Annotated in this window: 16 protein-coding genes; 5 read left to right on the top strand and 11 right to left on the bottom strand. The window is 72.7% G+C overall.

What is annotated here, in order from left to right:
• Positions 1 to 31: 31 nt before the first annotated feature.
• Positions 32 to 1,078 carry a lipoyl synthase gene (gene lipA / locus DQE82_RS10665; RefSeq protein WP_166456624.1) on the bottom strand — a complete coding sequence of 349 codons (1,047 nt, stop codon included), beginning with the start codon at positions 1,076 to 1,078 and terminating at the stop codon, positions 32 to 34.
• Between the two features lie 357 nt (positions 1,079 to 1,435).
• Between lipA and aspS the strand changes: the two genes are divergently transcribed.
• Complete coding sequence (gene aspS, locus DQE82_RS10660) at positions 1,436 to 2,722, top strand: aspartate--tRNA(Asn) ligase (protein WP_113972563.1); 1,287 nt, start codon at positions 1,436 to 1,438, stop codon at positions 2,720 to 2,722.
• Between the two features lie 537 nt (positions 2,723 to 3,259).
• Here the strand turns inward: aspS and DQE82_RS10655 are convergent.
• The 3 genes from DQE82_RS10655 to DQE82_RS10645 form a co-directional block, all read right to left on the bottom strand.
• Entirely contained in the window at positions 3,260 to 3,652 is a 393-nt protein-coding gene (locus tag DQE82_RS10655; RefSeq protein WP_113972562.1) for a VOC family protein, read from the bottom strand.
• Between the two features lie 5 nt (positions 3,653 to 3,657).
• A complete protein-coding gene (lipB, locus tag DQE82_RS10650; protein WP_043329324.1) occupies positions 3,658 to 4,299 on the bottom strand; it encodes a lipoyl(octanoyl) transferase LipB in 642 nt (213 codons plus the stop codon).
• Positions 4,300 to 4,368: 69 nt separating this feature from the next.
• The gene (locus DQE82_RS10645) at positions 4,369 to 6,144 is read right to left on the bottom strand and encodes a DUF2079 domain-containing protein (RefSeq protein ID WP_370446791.1); all 1,776 of its coding nucleotides are present in this window, start codon (positions 6,142 to 6,144) and stop codon (positions 4,369 to 4,371) included.
• 210 nt (positions 6,145 to 6,354) lie between these two features.
• On the opposite strand from DQE82_RS10645, the gene DQE82_RS10640 reads away from it, so the two are divergent.
• Positions 6,355 to 7,590, top strand: coding sequence for a PHB depolymerase family esterase (locus DQE82_RS10640; RefSeq protein ID WP_113972560.1), 1,236 nt, complete (start codon positions 6,355 to 6,357; stop codon positions 7,588 to 7,590).
• A gap of 28 nt (positions 7,591 to 7,618) precedes the next feature.
• Here the strand turns inward: DQE82_RS10640 and DQE82_RS10635 are convergent, their stop codons facing one another.
• A complete protein-coding gene (locus DQE82_RS10635; protein WP_113972559.1) occupies positions 7,619 to 8,518 on the bottom strand; it encodes a TIGR01777 family oxidoreductase in 900 nt (299 codons plus the stop codon).
• Positions 8,519 to 8,642: 124 nt separating this feature from the next.
• On the opposite strand from DQE82_RS10635, the gene DQE82_RS10630 reads away from it, so the two are divergent.
• On the top strand, positions 8,643 to 9,113 hold the full coding sequence (locus tag DQE82_RS10630) for a helix-turn-helix domain-containing protein (RefSeq protein WP_113972726.1): 471 nt from the start codon (positions 8,643 to 8,645) through the stop codon (positions 9,111 to 9,113).
• Positions 9,114 to 9,124: 11 nt separating this feature from the next.
• Complete coding sequence (locus DQE82_RS10625; protein ID WP_043329330.1) at positions 9,125 to 9,673, top strand: PIN domain-containing protein; 549 nt, start codon at positions 9,125 to 9,127, stop codon at positions 9,671 to 9,673.
• 29 nt (positions 9,674 to 9,702) lie between these two features.
• On the opposite strand, the gene DQE82_RS10620 is transcribed toward DQE82_RS10625, so the two are convergent.
• The 4 genes from DQE82_RS10620 to DQE82_RS10605 form a co-directional block, all read right to left on the bottom strand.
• Positions 9,703 to 10,713: an aldo/keto reductase gene (locus DQE82_RS10620; protein ID WP_113972558.1), complete on the bottom strand. Its 1,011-nt coding sequence runs from the start codon at positions 10,711 to 10,713 to the stop codon at positions 9,703 to 9,705.
• Between the two features lie 152 nt (positions 10,714 to 10,865).
• The gene (locus DQE82_RS10615; protein WP_113972557.1) at positions 10,866 to 11,744 is read right to left on the bottom strand and encodes an oxidoreductase; all 879 of its coding nucleotides are present in this window, start codon (positions 11,742 to 11,744) and stop codon (positions 10,866 to 10,868) included.
• 75 nt (positions 11,745 to 11,819) lie between these two features.
• Complete coding sequence (locus DQE82_RS10610) at positions 11,820 to 13,154, bottom strand: low temperature requirement protein A (RefSeq protein ID WP_043329334.1); 1,335 nt, start codon at positions 13,152 to 13,154, stop codon at positions 11,820 to 11,822.
• Positions 13,155 to 13,198: 44 nt separating this feature from the next.
• Entirely contained in the window at positions 13,199 to 13,765 is a 567-nt protein-coding gene (locus DQE82_RS10605) for a TetR/AcrR family transcriptional regulator (RefSeq protein ID WP_064448297.1), read from the bottom strand.
• A gap of 148 nt (positions 13,766 to 13,913) precedes the next feature.
• Between DQE82_RS10605 and DQE82_RS10600 the strand changes: the two genes are divergently transcribed.
• Positions 13,914 to 14,858: an SDR family NAD(P)-dependent oxidoreductase gene (locus DQE82_RS10600; RefSeq protein ID WP_043329336.1), complete on the top strand. Its 945-nt coding sequence runs from the start codon at positions 13,914 to 13,916 to the stop codon at positions 14,856 to 14,858.
• Positions 14,859 to 14,919: 61 nt separating this feature from the next.
• Here the strand turns inward: DQE82_RS10600 and sucB are convergent, their stop codons facing one another.
• Together sucB and lpdA are read right to left on the bottom strand one after the other, a co-directional pair.
• Positions 14,920 to 16,770, bottom strand: a complete 1,851-nt coding sequence (sucB, locus tag DQE82_RS10595) for a 2-oxoglutarate dehydrogenase, E2 component, dihydrolipoamide succinyltransferase (protein ID WP_069088985.1) — start codon at positions 16,768 to 16,770, stop codon at positions 14,920 to 14,922.
• Positions 16,771 to 16,835: 65 nt separating this feature from the next.
• Positions 16,836 to 18,227, bottom strand: a complete 1,392-nt coding sequence (gene lpdA / locus DQE82_RS10590) for a dihydrolipoyl dehydrogenase (RefSeq protein WP_043329337.1) — start codon at positions 18,225 to 18,227, stop codon at positions 16,836 to 16,838.
• Positions 18,228 to 18,244: the final 17 nt, after the last annotated feature.

Here is an 18,244-nt window from a genome sequence, read left to right as displayed (position 1 = left end):
CGGCGGCGGGTGACGCGGTCGACGGCCGGCCTCAGCCGGCGGCGACGACCTCCCGGCGGGCGTCGAGCGCCTGCTGGTAGAGGCGGCCCGCGCGGTACGACGAACGGACCAGCGGGCCGCTCATCACGCCCGCGAAGCCGATCTCCTCGGCCTCCTCGCGCAGCTCGACGAACTCCTCCGGCTTGACCCAGCGGGTGACCGGGTGGTGCCGGGGGGAGGGGCGCAGGTACTGCGTGATGGTGATCAGCTCACAGCCCGCCTCGTGCAGGTCGCGCAGCGCCTGGGACACCTCGGCGCGCTCCTCGCCCATGCCCAGGATCAGGTTGCTCTTGGTGACCAGGCCGTCGGCGCGGGCCTGGCGGATCACGTCGAGCGAACGCTCGTAGCGGAACGCCGGGCGGATCCGCTTGAAGATGCGCGGCACCGTCTCCACGTTGTGCGCCAGCACCTCCGGCCGCGAGCCGAACACCTCGGCGAGCTGCTCCGGTACGGCGTTGAAGTCGGGGATCAGCAGCTCGACACCGCAGCCGGACTGCAGCGCGTGGATCTGCCGGACCGTCTCGGCGTACAGCCAGGCACCACCGTCGGGCAGGTCGTCGCGGGCGACACCGGTGATGGTCGCGTAACGCAGACCCATCGCGGCGACCGACTCGGCGACGCGCCGCGGCTCGTCGGCGTCGAACTCGGCCGGCTTTCCGGTGTCGATCTGACAGAAGTCGCAGCGCCGGGTGCACTGGTCACCACCGATGAGGAAGGTGGCCTCCCGGTCCTCCCAGCACTCGTAGATGTTGGGGCAGCCGGCCTCCTGGCACACGGTGTGCAGCCCCTCGCGCGAGACGAGCCCGCGCAACTGGGTGTACTCCGGGCCCATCTTGGCCTTGACCTTGATCCACGGCGGCTTGCGCTCGATCGGCGTCTCGGCGTTGCGTGCCTCGATCCGCAGCATGCGCCGCCCCTCCGGGGCGACCGTCGCGGGGCGCGCGGGCTGCTCAGTCGTCGGCGCGGATTGCTCGATCGTCACAAAACCGAGCGTACGCCGGTCGGCGCCGGTCGATGAACGGCGGGCGACCGCCGTCACCCCGGAATCGCTGTGACACCGGACACGAAGGGCCAAAAATCCCGGTCACACCGCGAGGCGCCCGGTGCTAGCGTGCCGGGCAGAGCTGTGACGGAGCCGAGTAACGGACCGATCCGCCAGTCGAGAGAGCCGCCGGTTGCTGCGAGGCGGTCTGGCGCCGGGCCGTGAAGACCCTCCCGAGCTGCGGGAAGAACAGCGCCTGTGCGCCCAGTAGAGCCCGCCCGGCCGGCCCCGGTGAAAAGGCGACGAACGAGGCTCCCGCCCCGGCGGGGGCGAAGGTGTGGTGGCACCGCGAGGTTCCCGCTCGCCCACACCTCCCTGGGGATCGCGTTGCGATTGGTCAAGGAGGTAGTCGTCGTGCAACGCATCCTGTCCTCTCAACTCCCCGCCCATGTGGGCGCCACCGTGCGGCTCGCCGGCTGGGTCCACCGCCGCCGGCTGCTCAAGTCGGTGGCCTTCCTGGTCCTCCGCGACGGCGGCGGGCTCGCCCAGGTGGTGGTCACCGCGCCCGCCGTGCGCGCGCAGGTCGAGGCGCTCACCGAGGAGACGGTCGTCGAGGTGGTCGGCACGGTGGTCGCGAACCCGGCCGCGCCCGCCGGGGTCGAGGTCGTCGAGCCGACGGTACGTCCGCTCGGGCCGCCCGCCGTCCCGCCCCCGTTCGACCTGTACCGGCCGGTGCTGACGGCCGGCCTGTCCACCCAGCTCGACCACGCGCCGGTCGCGCTGCGGCACCCGAGCCGATCCGCCGCGCTGCGGATCTCGGCGGCGGCCGTGTCCGGCTTCCGGGCCACGCTCGACGGGCAGGGCTTCGTCGAGGTGCACACGCCGAAGGTGGTCGCCTCGTCCACCGAGAGCGGGGCGAACGTGTTCGCGCTGGACTGGTTCGGCCGTCCCGCCTACCTGGCCCAGTCGCCGCAGTTCTACAAGCAGCTCATGGTGGGCGTCTTCGAGCGGGTGTACGAGGTCGGGCCGGTGTTCCGCGCCGAGCCGCACGACACCGCACGGCACCTGGCCCAGTACACGTCGCTCGACGTCGAGCTGGGGTTCGTGGCCGACCACCGGGACGTGATGGCGGTGCTGCGGGACACCCTGGCCGGGATGGTGGCGACAGTCGCCGACCGGGCGGACGGCGCGCTGGCCACGCTCGGCGTGACGGCGCCGGAGGTACCGGCCGAGATCCCGGCGGTGCACTTCACCGAGGCGTTGACGATCGCCGGCGCGCCACCTTCCGAACCCGATCTGGCCCCGGCGCACGAGCGGGCGCTGGGGGAGTGGGCGCTCCGCGAGCACGGCAGCGACTTCCTCTTCGTCACCGGCTATCCGATGGCGAAGCGCCCCTTCTACACCCACCCGGACCCGGCGCGGCCCGCGTACTCGAACGGTTTCGACCTGCTGTTCCGCGGCGTGGAGCTGGTCACCGGCGGGCAGCGGCTGCACCGGCACGCCGACTACCTGGCCGCGCTGGCGGCGCGCGGCGAGCCGGTCGAGCCGTACGCCGGTTACGTGGACGCGTTCCGGCACGGCATGCCGCCGCACGGCGGGTTCGCGATCGGGCTGGAGCGGTTCGTCGCGCGGCTGACGGGCGCGGCGAACGTCCGGGAGGTGACCGCCTTCCCGCGCGACCTGCACCGCCTCGCGCCCTGACGGCTGCGCCCTCGCGCGGCTTGCTCCGTGCCGGTCCGCGGCGGCGGGCTCGCTCCTAGCCGGTCCCGGTCCCGGTTCCGACCCCGATGGCGGGCGCGGGCTCGGCATCGGGCCGGCGGTCTCGCCGCCGACCTCCGGAATCGGTTCGGATCTGCCACTGAGCGTGACGAGAGGTCGCTCGGCCTAGTGGTCACTCTCGGTGAGGGTTGTTTCGGGGCGGTCGAGAGGCCCTCGGCGTCGGCGGATTGCGCTGAGCTGGGGTTATGGCGGACTGCCGTCCGGAGGGAGGGAAGGGTGTCTGCGCCCTTTGCTCTGCAGCCACGAGCGCAACGGTCGACCGGGCGTGATCGTTGCGGATCTGGCTGCAGAGCAAAGTCGGCGAGAGGTCACATGCCGCGGACGCGGCGTTGTCACTCACCGTGACCGATGGCGGGGTGGGGGCTGGGCGAGCGGCGGTTCTGGGCGGACGGCGATCCGGCCCGGTCGGCCACCGCGCCGCCGAGCGGTCGGGCCGGGCCGATCGGCCGGACCGGGCGGTCAGGCCGGGCCGAGCAGGTCCCAGGGGTTGCCGGCGATGTCGCGGAAGACCGCGACCCGGCCGTACGGCTCGGTGCGGGGCGGCCGGACGAACTCGACCCCCGCGTCGGCCATCCGGCGGTACACCGCCTCGAAGTCGTCGACCTGGAGGAAGAAACCCACCCGGCCGTGGGTCTGGTCGCCCACCGCACCGGCCTGGTGCTCACCGTCGGCGCGGGCGAGCAGCAGGCCGGTGCCACCGCCCGGCGGGCGTACGACCACCCAGCGCTTGGGCCGGCCGTCGTTCGTCAGCGAGGGCTTGTCCTCGGCCAGCTCGAACCCGAGCACCTCGGTGAAGAACGCGATCGCCGGGTCGTACTCGGCGACGACGAGCGTGACCAGGTCGAGCCGCACGGGGCTCAGACCTGCGTCAGCGTCGGCAGGTGTCGCTCGACCACCGGCAGCACGTCGGCGACGGTAATCGGCCGGCCCAGCTCGGCGGTCAGCGAGGTGACCCCGGCGTCGCGGATGCCGCAGGGCACGATCCGGTCGAAGAAGCCCAGGTCGCAGTCGCAGTTGACGGAGAAGCCGTGCAGCGTGACGCCGCGGGCCACCCGGATGCCGATGGCGGCCACCTTGCGGGCCGGGCCCCTGTCGTCCTCCGGCACCCACACGCCGGAGCGCCCCTCGACCCGGCCGGCGGCCAGCCCGAACTCGGCGCACACGTCGATCAGCAGCTGCTCGGTGCGGCGGACGTACGCGACCACGTCGACCGGGTCGGGCAGCCGGACGATCGGGTAGCCGACGAGCTGCCCCGGACCGTGCCAGGTGATCTTCCCGCCGCGGTCCACGTCCACCACCGGGGTGCCGTCCATCGGGCGGTCCCACGGCTCGGTGCGCTTGCCGGCGGTGTAGACGCTGGGGTGCTCCAGCAGCAGCACCGTGTCGCCCTGCTCGCCGGCCACCACCGCCTCGTGCAGCCGGCGCTGCTCGTCCCAGGCGGCCTGGTAGTCGAGCAGGCCGGCGCGGACGGCGGTCAGCCCGGAAGTCGTCACGCTCACCCGTCCAGCCTAGTCCCGCCCCCGGGAACCGGACCCGTGAGCCTCGTCGCCATCGGGCCGAGGTGGCGGTCAGTCCGGCACCCGCCACAGCCAGACGTCCTCCACCCGCTCCGGCTCGCCGAGCAGCGCGGTGGCGGTACGCCGCAGCGCGTCCTCGTCGACGTCGTACTTCGCGCCGTGCACCCGGTCCGGCAGCACCACCGCCCGCACGCCCCAGTGGCGCAGGTCCGCCCGGGACTCGCGGATGCTGCCGTCGGTGATGATCGGCACCAGCCCGGTCCGGCCGGCCTGGTCCATCAGTGAGTCGAAGGTGCGCGGCACCGGCCCGATCCGGCCCCGGCCCTCCGGACCGCCCGGGCCGAGGAAGAACCCGGCCGGGATGCGGAACTCACCCTGCCGGTGGGCCAGCGCGTACGCCTGCCAGCGCTGCCCGTCCGGGTACACGTCGACGGTCAGCGGCAGCGGGGTCAGCACCCCGTCGGGCGGGACGTAGCGCTGCCAGGCGCCACTGGTGATGAACGCCGGGATCGGCTCGCGGACGCTGGTCAGCAGTGGCGTCGGCACCAGCGGCAGCAGCGCGGCGACGAACCCGAGCGCCCAGGCCACGCCGACGGCGCGGCGCCGGGGCGGCCGGGCGCGCAGCGCGTCGATCGCGTACGCCAGCAGCAGGCCGATCACCGGCGCGACGACAAGGGCCAGCCGGGACGGCAGCGCCGCGTTGATCACCGGCAGGTTGTCCAGCACCCCGAACGGCAGCGTCTGGTCGAAACGGCGGCCGTTCCACTTCACCGTCGGCCCCCACGACAGCACCGCGAAGACCACCGCGGTCACCCCGAGCGCCGCGAGGGTGGCCCGGAACGCCCGGTCCGCGCGCCACCACAGCAGCGCGAAGCAGGCGACACCAAGCACGAGCAGCGGTACGCCGAAGAACGAGTTCTCCTCCGTCGGGTTGGGCGCCAGCGAGGTGCCCCACCCGGCCCAGCCGGCCAGCGACCGGCGCGGGTACGACCCGTACGCGGCGATGTCCTCGGAGTGGATCAGCGGGTCGAAGCCGGTGCCGTGGAACCGCTGCGGCCCGAGGAAGTGCAGCCAGAGCGGGTACGCCAGCAGCGCTCCGGCGACGAGCGCGGTGACTCCGAGCCCGGCCGCCATCCGGGGCAGCGCGGCGCGTACCTCCGGCCACCGGGCCGGGTGCAGCGCCCAGACGGCGAGGAACACGCCGAGCGCCAGCGCGGTGAAGAACAGCCCTTCGGCGGCGATCGAGAACGCGGCCGCCACCAGCAGCCCGAGCACGATCCCGCCGGTGACCGCGCGGCCGGGGCGGCGCAGCCGGAACACGCCCCAGATCAGCAGCGGCACCAGCCAGCCGGCGGTCCAGTTCAGGTGCGCGTTGGCGTGCGACACCATCGCCGGGCAGAAGGCGATGAACAGCGCCCCCACACCGGCGGCCAGCCGGCTGCGCACCAGGTACCGGCTCAGCAGCCAGTACCAGGCCACCGCGGTGGCGGCGAGGTTGAGCGTGAGGATCACCAGGAACGTCGCGGGCGGCCCGATCAGGTACGTCAGCGGCGCGAAGACCGCCGCGTACACGGTGATCGAGGTGTTCACCGCGAGGTTCACCCCGTCCGGGACGTTGATCAGCGTGGTGTAGAGCGGGTTCTCCCCGTGGGTGAGCGCGTGCCCGCCGAACGCCAGCAGCCACTCGAACAGCGCCTGGTCGCTGGAGTTGACCGTGATGGCACGGCTGTTCGGATCACGCCACATGCCGCTGGCGACCCAGAAGGCCAGAGCCAGGGCGGCGAGCGTCACCAGCAGGTCGGCCCGCCGGTCACGGACGCGGGTCATCGACGGCCCGGTGGCCAGGAACGGGGAGGACGGCACGCAGCGGACGTTACCAACCGGACCTGGGCAGACCGCCCGGACACGAAACTCACCCGCACACTTCGGCGGTCGTGAATGTGTGAGCGGCGGCCATTCCGGTGTGACGAAACGCAGCCGTAACGTCGCGGCAACCCGGAGGTGACTCAGTTCACATTCCACGATCGGGAGGTTCCCGTGCCCCGCTCCTCATCCCTCATCGCCCGCGTCGCCGGGGCGGCGGCCGGGGTCGTGCTGGCCGCGGCCACCGCGCTGGTCGCCGCCCTCCCCGCCCAGGCCGCCACGCTCACCCAGGTCACCGGCTTCGGCTCCAACCCCGGAAACCTGACCATGTACGCGTACCGCCCGGACGGCCTGCCGGCCGGCGCGCCCGCCGTGGTGCTGCTGCACGGGTGCGTGCAGAACGCCTCGACCTACGTCGCCAACTCCGGCTGGCAGAAGTACGCCGACCAGTGGAAGTTCACGCTCATCGCGCCGCAGCAGCCCAGCGGCAACAACGCCAACTCCTGCTTCAACTGGTTCGAGGCCGGTGACACCGCCCGCGGTCAGGGCGAGGCGCTGTCGATCAAACAGATGGTCGACTACGCCAGGACCACCTACGGCACCGACGGCGCCCGCGTGTACGTCAGCGGCCTCTCCGCCGGCGGCGCGATGAGCGCGGCCATGCTCGCCGCCTACCCCGACGTCTTCGCCGGCGGCTCGATCATCGCCGGCATCCCGTACCGCTGCGCGACCAGCACCGTCACCGCGTTCAGCTGCATGAACCCGGGTGTGGACAAGACCCCGGCCCAGTGGGGCGACCTGGTCCGCGGCGCGTACGCCGGCCACACCGGCAAGCGGCCCCGGGTGGCGATCTGGCACGGCACCAGCGACACCACTGTGGCGACCGCGAACGCCGCCGAGTCGCGGGACCAGTGGACGAACGTGCTGGGCCTGTCGACCACCCCGACCAGCACGTCCACGCTGCCGTCCGGCACGAGCCTGGAGGTCTACGGCAACGACCAGGTCCGCCTCTACCGGGTCTCCGGCATGGGCCACGGCACCCCCGTCGACCCGGGTACCGGTGCGGACCAGTGCGGCACCGCCGGGGCGTACTTCCTGGACACCATCTGTTCGACGTACCGGGACGCGCTCTTCTTCGGGCTCGGCGGTGGCGGCGCCTCGCCGAGCCCGACCCCGACGGCGACCGCGTCACCCACGCCCACCGCGTCGCCCTCGCCCACGCCATCGCCGACCGGCGCGCCGGTCTGCGTCACCGCCAGCAACTACGCGCACGTGGTGGCCGGGCGGGCCTACCAGTCCGGCGGGTACGCCTACGCGCTGGGCAGCGGGCAGCGGATGGGCCTCTACAACACCTTCTACACGAGCACGCTCAAGCAGACCGGGCCCGCGTACTGGGTGATCGGCTGCTGAACGGCCACGCCGCGCCGCCCTCGCGGGCTCACTCCGTGAGGGCGGCGCGCAGCGCGCCCGGCAGGTCCGGATGCGTCCAGGGAAAGCCGGACTTGTCGAGTACGCCCGGCAGCACCCGGGTGCTGGTGAGCGCCTCCTGCGAGAAGCCGCCGAGCACCACCTTCAGCGCCACCGCCGGGATCGGCATGATCGCGGGGCGGTGCAGCTGACGGGCGAGTTCCCGGGTGAACTCGGCGTTGGTGACCGGCGCCGGGCCGACCACGTTGACCGGGCCCGCCACGTCGTCGCGGTCGAGCAGGAACTTCGCCGCGTTCAGCCAGTCCCGCATCGAGATCCACGGCAGCCACTGCCGCCCGTTGCCCAGCTTGCCGCCGACGCCGAGCCGGAACGGCAGCAGCTGCGGCTTGAGCAGGCCGCCGTCGCGGTGCAGCGGCAGTCCGGTCCGCAGCCGCACCACCCGTACGCCCGCGTCCTCGGCCGGCCGGGTCGCGGCCTCCCACACCCGGCAGACGTCGGCGAGGAACCCCTCACCGGCCGGCGCCTCCTCGGTGACCGCGCGGTCACCGGTGTTGCCGTACCAGCCGACCGCTGAGGAGTTCAGCAGCACCGCGGGCCGGTCCGCGGTGGGCAGACCGGCGATCGTGATGGCGAGCGTGGTGGTGCTGTCCACGCGGCTGGTCCGGATCAGCTTCCGGTACTCGTCGTTCCAGCGCTTGTCGCCCACCCCGGCCCCGGCCAGGTTCACCACCGCGTCCGCCTCGGCGACGCACTGCGGGTCCAGTTGCGCGGCGGACGGGTTCCACTGGCGCTCGGCGGGTGTGCGTGGTGGGCGGCGGACCAGGCGGGTGACCTGGTGGCCGTCCGCGGTGAGGCAGTCGACCAGTCGGGTGCCGAGGAAGCCGGACACGCCGGCCATGAGGATCCGCATGCTCACATCTTCGAGTACGCGGCGCTATTCGGATGCGTGGAGCGAAATCACTCACTCGTCACGCCCACCCGTCACGCGCGCTGAACGCGTTGCGTTTTTTTCGAATAGCGATACCCTTGTGGTCATGAGCAGCGCGCTGCGTGAACGTACCGTCCTTCCTCCGGACGACCCGGCTGAGCTGGCCCGGTTCGTGCACGAACTGCGGAGCGCCAGCGGTCGTGCGCGGGCCAGGCTGGTCGGGCCGGACGGGTCCGAGATCGAGATCCCCGACGAGTTGTACGGAGTGCTGCGGGACGTGGTGACGGCACTGTCCGAAGGGCTTGCGATCTCCATCGCACCGCACAACACGATGCTGACGACCCAGGAGGCGGCAGACCTGCTCAACATCTCCCGGCCCACGCTGGTCCGGTTGCTGTCCGAGGGCGAGATGCCGTACACGATGCGCGGCCGTCACCGGCGAGTCATGCTCCGGGACGTTCTCGACTACCAGGAGCGGACCCGGCAGGCACGCCGCCGGACGCTCGACCGAATGACCGCCGAAGCCGAGGAAGACGGCCTGTACGACGCGACGGCCACACCGCGCAGGACGAGATGAGCGTGACCTGAGTGGCGTTCCCGGCTTTTCTCGACACCTGCGTCCTCTACCCGGCGCATCTCTGCGACACCCTGCTGCGGCTGGCCGAGGTCGCCGCCTACCGGCCCCTCTGGTCCAGGGACGTCCTTGACGAGCTGCGACGCAACCTGATCGCACGAGGCATCGCGGAGGAGCGGGTCGACCGCCGGATCGGCCAGATGTCCGAGGCGTTCCCGGACGCCATGGTCAGCGGGTACGAGTCGCTCATCGACGGCATGTCCAACGATCCCAAGGACCGGCACGTGCTGGCTGCCGCCGTCCGGGCGAACGCGGAAGTGCTGGTCACGTTCAACGTCGGTGATTTTCCCGAGGCGTCGCTCAAGTCCTTCGACATCGTGGCGATGCACCCGGACGACTTCCTGCTCGACCAGCTGGACCTCTACCCGGGGCAGACACTGGACGTCCTGCACCGCCAGGCGGCCGCCTACCGCAGGGAGCCGACGACCGTACCGGGTCTGCTCGTACTGCTGGGACGCACCGGCCTGCCCCGGTTCGCCGCGGAGGTCCGCCGGCACCTCTGAGGCGGCCCCCCCGCGGCGGGACAGAGCGGTCAGGCGTCGGCCGGGGCGGTGCGCAGGTCGGCGAGCAGGCGTTCCACCTCGGCGAACGCGGCCTGCGGCAGCGGCCCGTACGCCAGCGCTCCCAGGTTCTCCTCGGCCTGCGCCACGGTCCGGCAGCCGGGAATCGGCAGCGTGTGCGGGCTGCGGGCGAGCAGCCAGCCCAGCGCGCCCTGGGCGAGCGTGCGGCCGTCGGCGGTCAGCGCCGCACGGACCCGGGCCACCCGCTGCGCCCACTCGGCGCGCGGTACGCCGCCGGTGAACCAGTCCAGCCACTCCGGTGCCACACCGCGCACGTCGTCGCCGCCCCGGGCGGTCGGCGCGTCCTGGTACTTCGCGGTGAGCAGGCCCATCGCCAGCGGCCCTCGATTGAGGCTCGCCAGGTCGAACTCCGCGCACACCGCGAGCATGGCGGCGTTGTCCCGCAGCACCGACTGGTCGTGCTGGATCGCCGCGCAGTGCGGTCCCGCCTCGGCGAAGGCGCGCGCCGAGGCGGGGTCGTCGGTGCTCCAGCCGTACGCCCGGATCTTCCCCTCCGCGACCAGGTCCTCCAGCGTGCCGACGAGGTCCAGCGCCCGTGGCACCGGCAGACCGCCCAGGTGGAGCTGGTAGAGGTCGACGTGGTCGGTGCCGAGCCGGCGCAGCGAACCCTCCAGGCTGCGCCGCGCGTACTCGGGACTGGCGTCCTCGCCGAGCGCCTGGCGGGTCTCCTCGTCGGTGGGATAGCCGAACTTGGTCGCGATGACCGCGCGGTCCCGGCGGCCCGCCAGCGCGCGCCCGAGTACCCGCTCGCTGTGCCCGGCGCCGTAGTTGCTGGAGGTGTCGAACAGCGTCGCGCCCAGCTCCAGGGCCCGGTGGACGGTACGCACCGACTCGTCGTCGTCCACCTCGCCCCAGCCGAGCGGTTGGGTGCCGTCCCAGAGCGGACCGCCGATCGCCCAGCAGCCCATGCCGATCGCGCTGACCTCGATGCCGCTGCGGCCCAGCCGTCGTGTCGTCGTCATGCGCCCAGTGTTCACTTTCGAGTGTGCTCGAAGTCCAGCGCTTTTCCGGCCAGCCGGGGCAGGAGCGCGTCGACGGCTCCTGCCGCCCAGACCGTAAGGAAGGGCCCCTTCTTAACGCCTGGCGAGGTGAAAGGGCCCCTTCTTAACACGTGTCACACGGCGTCGAGGCGGGCCAGGTCGGCGGGGGAGAGGCGCAGCGCGGCGGCGGCGACGTTCTGCTCCAGGTGCGCCGGGTCGCCGGTGCCGGGGATGGCCAGCACGTTCGGGCCGCGGGCCAGCGTCCACGCCAGCCGGACCTGGGCCGCCGTCACGCCGTGCTCCCGGGCCACCGCCAGCACCTCCGGGTGCTCCTGGCCACTCGCGCCGGCCTCCCGGCCGCTGGTGACGAGGGAGAAGAACGGCACGAACGCGGTGCCGTGCGCGGCGCAGTCGCGGATCAGCTCGTCGTGCTGACGGCGGTAGCCCAGGCCGTACGAGTTCTGCACGCACACCACCGGTGCGATGGCGCGCGCCTCGGTGACCTGGTGGGGGCGTACGGCGGAGACGCCGAGGTGCCGGATCAGCCCGGCGTCGCGCAGCTCGGCGAGCGCGCCGAAGTGCTCGGACAGCGGCTCCGGGCCGTGCACCCGCAGGTTCACCACGTCCAGGTGGTCGCGGCCGAGCTGGCGCAGGTTCTCCTCCACCTGCCCGCGCAGCTGGTCCGGGCGGGCCGCCGGCAGCCACTGCCCGGACGGGTCCTTGCCCGGCCCGACCTTGGTGACGATGACCAGATCCTCCGGGTACGGCCACAGCGCCCGGTTGATCAGCTCGTTGGCCGAGCGCAGCGGCGAGAAGTAGAACGCGGCCGTGTCGATGTGGTTGACGCCCAGCTCGACGGCGCGGCGCAGCACGGCGACGGCCCGGTCGCGGTCGCTCGGGCTGCCGTCGGCGTTCGCGGTCAGCCGCATCGCGCCCAGGCCCATCCGGTTGACGGTCAGGTCGCCGAGCTGCCAGGCGCCGGCCGCGCCGGCGTGGACGGTGTCGATGGTCATGTGGCCCCCGTATCCCTCAGGTGTGGCGCCCCGCGGCGGGGCCGACAGGTTTCACGGAGGCGGCGGGCCGCTGGTTCACTCGCCTTCGTCGCGGTCGTCGGGCCGTTCGTGCCAGCGGGCCCGCCAGGCCGCCTCGTGCGCCTCGTGGCTGGCGCGTTCCTCGAAGACCAGCTTCCGCAGGGCCCGCCGGCCCTCGTCGAAGACGATCACTTCGACGGCCACCATACCCACGGTGATGGCGGTGAGCATGCCCAGCGCGGCCAGCCCCGGCACCCGTTCCGCGACCGGGATGCTCAGGCCGAGCAGCAACGCCGTCGCGACCCGCGTCCAGCTCAGCGTGCGCAGGGTACGGAGTTGGAACAGCATGTTGCCGCAGAGATAGCAGATCACGCCGCCGAACAGCAGCGGCACGCTCGGCCCGTGCCCCGGCTCGCTGGGCGGCACGTTCGGGTCGGCGATGCCGTGCACTATCGTCTCGGCGCCGAGCGCGAACAGGATGATGCCCGCGATCATCGGCAGGAACAGGTAGGCGTACGCGTCCCGGGCCATCGCCACCCGGGGGCCGTCCTGCGCGACGTGCAACGCGATCCGGGCGGCCGGCCCGATCATGTCGTAGTGCGCCCACCAGAGCGCGGCGGTGAAGAAGATGCCGAGCACGGCCGCGGTCACGGCCGGCCAGGTGGGCGGCTGGCCGAGCAGGTTGCTGCCGACGCCGACCGAGATCACGGACTCGCCCAGCGCGATGATCAGGATCAGGTCGTACCGCTCGGTCCAGTGTTCGGCCGATGCGACGCCCCAGCCCCAGGTGCCGGCGAGGATGCCGGTGCCGTACTGGAGCAGGACGACCACCGCCCACAGCACGTCGCGGAGCACCGCCGCGGAGAACAGGTCGTCGATCCTCGGCGGCAGCAGCGCGGCGACCAGCAGCAGCGCGGTGCTGCCGATCAGTTCCGGGGCGAACCGGAGGAGTTGCCGGCGCTCGTTCGGGCTGTCCCGGACCGCGTGCCGGTACAGCAGCAGGTGGATCAACCGCAGGACGGTGTAGCTGAGCGCCGCGACCATCGGCCCGGCCGCGTTGCCGGTCGGGTCCCGGAACGCCTGCGGCAGCGACAGCGCGAACGTGAACAGCGCGGCCATGCCGACTGTCATGAGCACCGGGACGAAGCCTTCGCCGAGGCGTACCCGGGTGGCGACCACGCTGTGCACCACCCACGACCACCAGAGCACGGCGAGGACCAGCAGCGCGTGCAGCAGCGCCCCGCCGGTCACCTGCAGGGCGGTGGCCCGGGTGATGATGAAGAACGAGAAGACGAAGACCAGGTCGAAGAAGATCTCGAACCGGTCGACGCGGGCGCCCGGGGCCACCGGCACCGCCGGCCCCAGGCGTCCCCGCCACCGGTTCGAGCCCACCGGCCGAGTCTGTCAGCGCAGGTCGGGCCGGGTGGCCGATTCGGTCAGCCCGTCCGGTGGCGCAGGCCGTCCATCAGCAGGTCGAGCAGGCGTCCGGCCTGGGCGCGCTGGTCCGGCTCGCCGGCCACCAGGGACACCCCGCTGAGGCTGGCGAGCACGTCGGCGGCGGCCACGTCGGCGCGTACGGCACCGGCCGCCGCGCCGGCGGCGAGGAGTTCGCCGAGCGCGGCCAGCAGCAGGTCGCGGCTCTGCGCGTACGGGTTGGCGCCGGAGGCGATGACCAGCCGCAGGGCGTCGGCCATGCCCCGCTTGGTGGCGAGGTAGTCGACGAACCGGTCCATCCACGTGCGCAGCGCCACGTCGGCGGGCCGGGTGGCGAGCAGCGTCGACGCGGCGTCGCAGAGCTTCTCCAGCTCGTTGCGGTACGCCGCCTCGATGAGCGCTTCCCGGCTGGGGAAGTGGCGGTAGAGCGTGCCGATCCCGACCCCGGCCTCCTTGGCGACGCGGTCGAGCGTTACCTCCGCGCCCGCCTGGGAAAACGCCTGCACCGCGGCGTCCAGCAGGCGCTGCCGGTTGCGCAGCGCGTCGGCGCGCAGCGGTCGGTCGGGCACGGTTCCTCCTCGGCTCGACCGGGTCGCGGGCCCGGGTCGGTGGTAACCGGAGTCTCCTCCGGTTATGCTGAGCAAGTAACGGAGGATCCTCCGCTTCTCATCGTAGCGGGCGGACATCGGTCCGCGTCGCCGTCGACAAGGATGGACCATGACAACCCCGACACCAGTCACGACCCCGTTCGACTCCGAGACCACCGCCCTGGAAGTGGTCCGCGACCTGGACCTGACCGGCCGGCGGGCCGTCGTCACCGGCGGCGCCTCCGGGATCGGCGTGGAGACCGCCCGCGCGCTCGCCTCCGCCGGAGCGGACGTCACCCTCGCCGTCCGCAACACCGAGGCCGGTCAGCGCGCCGCCGCCGAGCTCACCGGCGCCACCGGCAACGACCGGATCCTGGTCGCCCCGCTCGACCTGGACGATCTCGCGTCGGTGGCCGCGTTCGTCCGGAACTGGGACGGGCCGCTGCACATGCTCGTCAACAACGCCGGGATCATGGCCTCCCCGGAGATGCGTACCGAGCAGGGCTGGGAGATGCAGTTCGCCACGAACCACCTCGGGCACTTCGCGCTCGCCACCGGACTGCGCCCGGCGCTCGCCGCGGCCGGTGGCGCGCGGATCGTCTCGGTCAGCTCGGCCGCCCACCTGCGGTCGCCGGTGGAGTTCTCCGACATCCACTTCCGGCAGCGGCCGTACGACCCGTGGCTGGCGTACGGGCAGTCCAAGACCGCGAACGTGCTGTTCGCGGTGGAGGCGACCCGCCGCTGGGCCGACGACGGCATCTGGACCAACGCGCTGATGCCCGGCGCGATCCGGACCAACCTCCAGCGCTACATCACCGAGGAGGAGTTGGCCCGGATGCGCGCGCAGAGCGGTGGCGGTGCGGCCTCGTTCAAGACCCCGGAGCAGGGCGCGGCGACCTCGGTGCTGGTCGCCACCTCACCGCTGCTCGACGGCGTCGGCGGCCGGTACTTCGAGGACTGCCAGGAGGCCGGGCCGAACCAGCCGGGCACGCGGACCGGCTGGGCGCCGTACGCCCGGGACCCGGAGGCCGCCGAGCAGCTCTGGACGGTATCCGAGGAGCACCTGAAGGGCTGAGGCCGCTGACGACGAAGGGGGCGCACGGCATGTCGCCGCGCGCCCCCTCGCCGTCTCGGATCTACAGACCCAGCTCGGCCTCGAAGTTGCCGGCCTCCAGCCGCTCCTTCACCGCGGTGAGGAAACGGGCCGCGTCGGCGCCGTCGATCAGCCGGTGGTCGTACGACATGGCCAGGTAGACCATCGACCGGATCGCCACGACCTCGCCCAGCTCCGGGTCGTTCACCACGACCGGGCGCTTCACCACAGCGCCCGTGCCGAGCATCGCCGACTGCGGCGACGGCACGATCGGGGTGTCGAACAGGGCGCCCCGGCTGCCGGTGTTGGTGAGCGTGAACGTCGCCCCGGCCATCTCGTCCGGGGTGATCTTGTTGGCCCGGGTGCGCTCGGCCAGGTCGGCGATCCGCTTGGCGATGCCGCCCATGTTCAGGTCACCGGCGTTGTGGATGACCGGCACGAGCAGGCCGCGCTCGGTGTCCACGGCGATGCCCAGGTGCTCCGCGGCCGGGTAGGTGATCGTCCCGCCCTCCAGGTCCATGCTGGCCTGGACGATCGGGTACGTCTGGAGCGCCTCGACGGCGGCGAGCGCGAAGAACGGCAGGAACGACAGCTTCACGCCGTGCTTGGCCTGGAACGACTCCTTCGCCCGCGCCCGCAGCTTCGCGACCCGGGTGACGTCCACCTCGACCACGGTGGTCAGCTGGGCCGTCTCGTGCAGCGACTGCTGCATCCGCTTGGCGATGGTGGCCCGGATACGCGGCAGCTTCTCCGTCGTACCCCGCTTGGCGCTCGGCTGCGGCTTGGCGGCCGGCTGGGCCGGCGCCTCCGCCTTCGCGGCCGGAGCGGCGGCGGTCGGCGCGGGCTTGGCGGCCTTCGCCTTCTCCGCCGCCTCCAGCACGTCCTGCTTGCGGATGCGGCCACCCACGCCGGTGCCCTTGACCGAGCCCAGGTCCACGCCGTGCTCGGCGGCGAGCTTGCGCACCAGCGGCGTCACGTACCCGGCGGAGTCCTCGCCGTGCTCGGCCGGAACGCTCCGGCGCTGCGTGGCGGCCGGCGCGGCCGGCTGGGCCGCCGCCTCGGCCTTGGCCGGCTGCGCGGCCTGCTCCGCCTCGGCGGCCGGCTCGTTGTAGGCCGCGCCCGGCGTCGGCTCCTCGACCTTCGGCTCCGGCTTGGGCTCCGGCTTGGGCTCCGGCTTCGCCTCGGCCTTGGGCTCCGGCTTGGGCTCGGGCTTCGGCTCCGCCTTCGCGGGCGCGGCACCGGCCACCCCGACGATCGCCAGCACGGCGCCGACGTCGGCGGTCTCGTCCTCGGCGACCTTGATCTCCTGCAGCGTGCCGGCGACCGGCGACGGGATCTCGGTGTCGACCTTGTCGGTGGAGACCTCCAGCAGCGGCTCGTCCACCTCGACGGTCTCACCGACCTGCTTGAGCCAGCGGGTGACGGTGCCCTCGGTGACGCTCTCGCCCAGGGCCGGCATGGTCACCGGCGTGCCCTCGCCCGACGACGCCGCCGGCTGGGCCGGCTCCTCGACGGCCGGCTGCTCGGCCTCGGCGCCCGGCTCGGCGGCGGCCTCCTCGGCCTGCTGCTCCGGCTCGGGGCCGGTGCCCTCGGCGGCGGCGGTCGGCTCGGTGGCCGGCTCGGCCTCCTGCTTCGGGGCCGCGCCCGCGTCCTCGCCCTCACCGGCGATGACCGCCAGCTCGCTGCCGACCTCGGCGGTCTCGTCCTCGCCGACCACGATCCGGCTCAGCACGCCCGCCGCGGGGGACGGGATCTCGGTGTCGACCTTGTCGGTCGACACCTCGAGCAGGGGCTCGTCGACCTCGACGGTGTCACCCTCCTGCTTGAGCCAGCGCGTGACGGTGCCCTCGGTGACGCTCTCGCCGAGCCGGGGCATGGTGACCGATACCGGCATGTTCTCCAGACTCCTTCATTCCCTGGTGGGATTCTCGCCCGTCGCCGGACGCCGCGGTTGTCGTGTCAGGCGTGCGCGTGCAGCGGCTTGCCGGCCAGGGCCAGGTGCGCCTCGCCCAGAGCCTCGTTCTGCGTCGGGTGGGCGTGCACGAGCTGCGCCACCTCGGCCGGGTACGCCTCCCAGTTGTAGATGAGCTGCGCCTCGCCGATCAGCTCACCGACCCGGGCGCCGACCATGTGCACGCCGACCACCGGGCCGTCGTCCACCCGGACCAGCTTCACGTGGCCCGCGGTCTTGAGGATCTGGCTCTTGCCGTTGCCGCCCAGGTTGTAGTTGTACGTCTTGATCTTGTCGGCGCCGTACTGCTCCTTGGCCTTCGCCTCGGTCAGGCCGACCGACGCCAGCTCCGGGTCGCAGTACGTCACGCGCGGGATGCCGGCCTCGTCGATCACGGCCGGGCTCTTCCCGGCGATCTCCTCGGCGACGAAGATGCCCTGCTGGAAGCCGCGGTGGGCGAGCTGCAGGCCGGGCACGATGTCGCCGACCGCGTAGACGTTCGGCACGCTGGTGCGCAGCCGCTCGTCGGTCAGCACGTAACCGCGGTCCATCTTGACGCCCTGCTCCTCGTAGCCGAGGCCGGCGGTGTTCGGGCCGCGGCCCACGGCGACCAGCAGCAGCTCGGCCTCGACCGTGTCGCCGCCCTGAATCGTCAGCTTCACGCCCTTGTCGGTCTTCTCGACCTTCTCGAACGGCTTGCCGACCTTGAAGTTGATCTTACGCTTGCGGAACGCCCGCTCCAGCGCCTTCGACGACTCCTCGTCCTCGGCGGCGACCAGGCGGGGCAGCGCCTCGACGATGGTCACGTCCACGCCGAAGGACTTCCAGACGCTGGCGAACTCGACGCCGATCACGCCGCCGCCGAGCACGATCGCCGAGGACGGCACGCGGTCCAGGGTCAGGGCGTGGTCGCTGGTGATGATCCGCTCGCCGTCGACGTCCAGGCCGGGCAGGCTCTTCGCGTACGAGCCGGAGGCCAGCACGACGTTACGGCCGGTGTAGCGCTTGCCGTCCACCTCGACGACGTTCTTGCCGACCAGCTTGCCGGCGCCCGCCACGAAGGTGATCTTCTTGCTGCTGCCCACCAGGCCCTGCAGGCCCTTGTACAGGCGGGAGATCACGCCGTCCTTGTACGAGTTGACCGCCTTCATGTCGATGCCCACCAGCTCGGCCTTCACGCCGAACTGCTCGGACTCGCGGGTCTGGTCGGCGATCTCGGCGGCGTGCAGCAGCGCCTTGGTCGGGATGCACCCGTTGTGCAGGCACGTCCCGCCGAGCTTGCTCTTCTCGATGAGGGCGACGGAGAGGTCCAGCTGGGCGGCACGCAGCGCCGCCGCGTAGCCGCCGCTACCACCTCCGAGGATGACGATGTCGAAGGTCGTGTCGTTCGGCTCGCTCACATCCAACTCCCAGGTCG

It is taken from the genome of Micromonospora sp. LHW51205 (genome assembly GCF_003315815.1).
GTDB classification, from domain to species: domain Bacteria; phylum Actinomycetota; class Actinomycetes; order Mycobacteriales; family Micromonosporaceae; genus Micromonospora; species Micromonospora chalcea.
The sequence above is the reverse complement of the archived record's forward strand: the minus strand, read 5'-3'. Positions and strand labels throughout refer to the sequence as shown.

Coding starts and splice junctions, on each gene's coding strand:
- DQE82_RS10600 (WP_043329336.1), top strand. CDS start 13,914: ATGACAACCCCGACACCAGTCACGACCCCGTTCGACTCCGAGACCACC.
- DQE82_RS10615 (WP_113972557.1), bottom strand. CDS start 11,744: ATGACCATCGACACCGTCCACGCCGGCGCGGCCGGCGCCTGGCAGCTC.
- DQE82_RS10620 (WP_113972558.1), bottom strand. CDS start 10,713: ATGACGACGACACGACGGCTGGGCCGCAGCGGCATCGAGGTCAGCGCG.
- DQE82_RS10635 (WP_113972559.1), bottom strand. CDS start 8,518: ATGCGGATCCTCATGGCCGGCGTGTCCGGCTTCCTCGGCACCCGACTG.
- DQE82_RS10630 (WP_113972726.1), top strand. CDS start 8,643: ATGAGCAGCGCGCTGCGTGAACGTACCGTCCTTCCTCCGGACGACCCG.
- DQE82_RS10645 (WP_370446791.1), bottom strand. CDS start 6,144: ATGACCCGCGTCCGTGACCGGCGGGCCGACCTGCTGGTGACGCTCGCC.
- sucB (WP_069088985.1), bottom strand. CDS start 16,770: ATGCCGGTATCGGTCACCATGCCCCGGCTCGGCGAGAGCGTCACCGAG.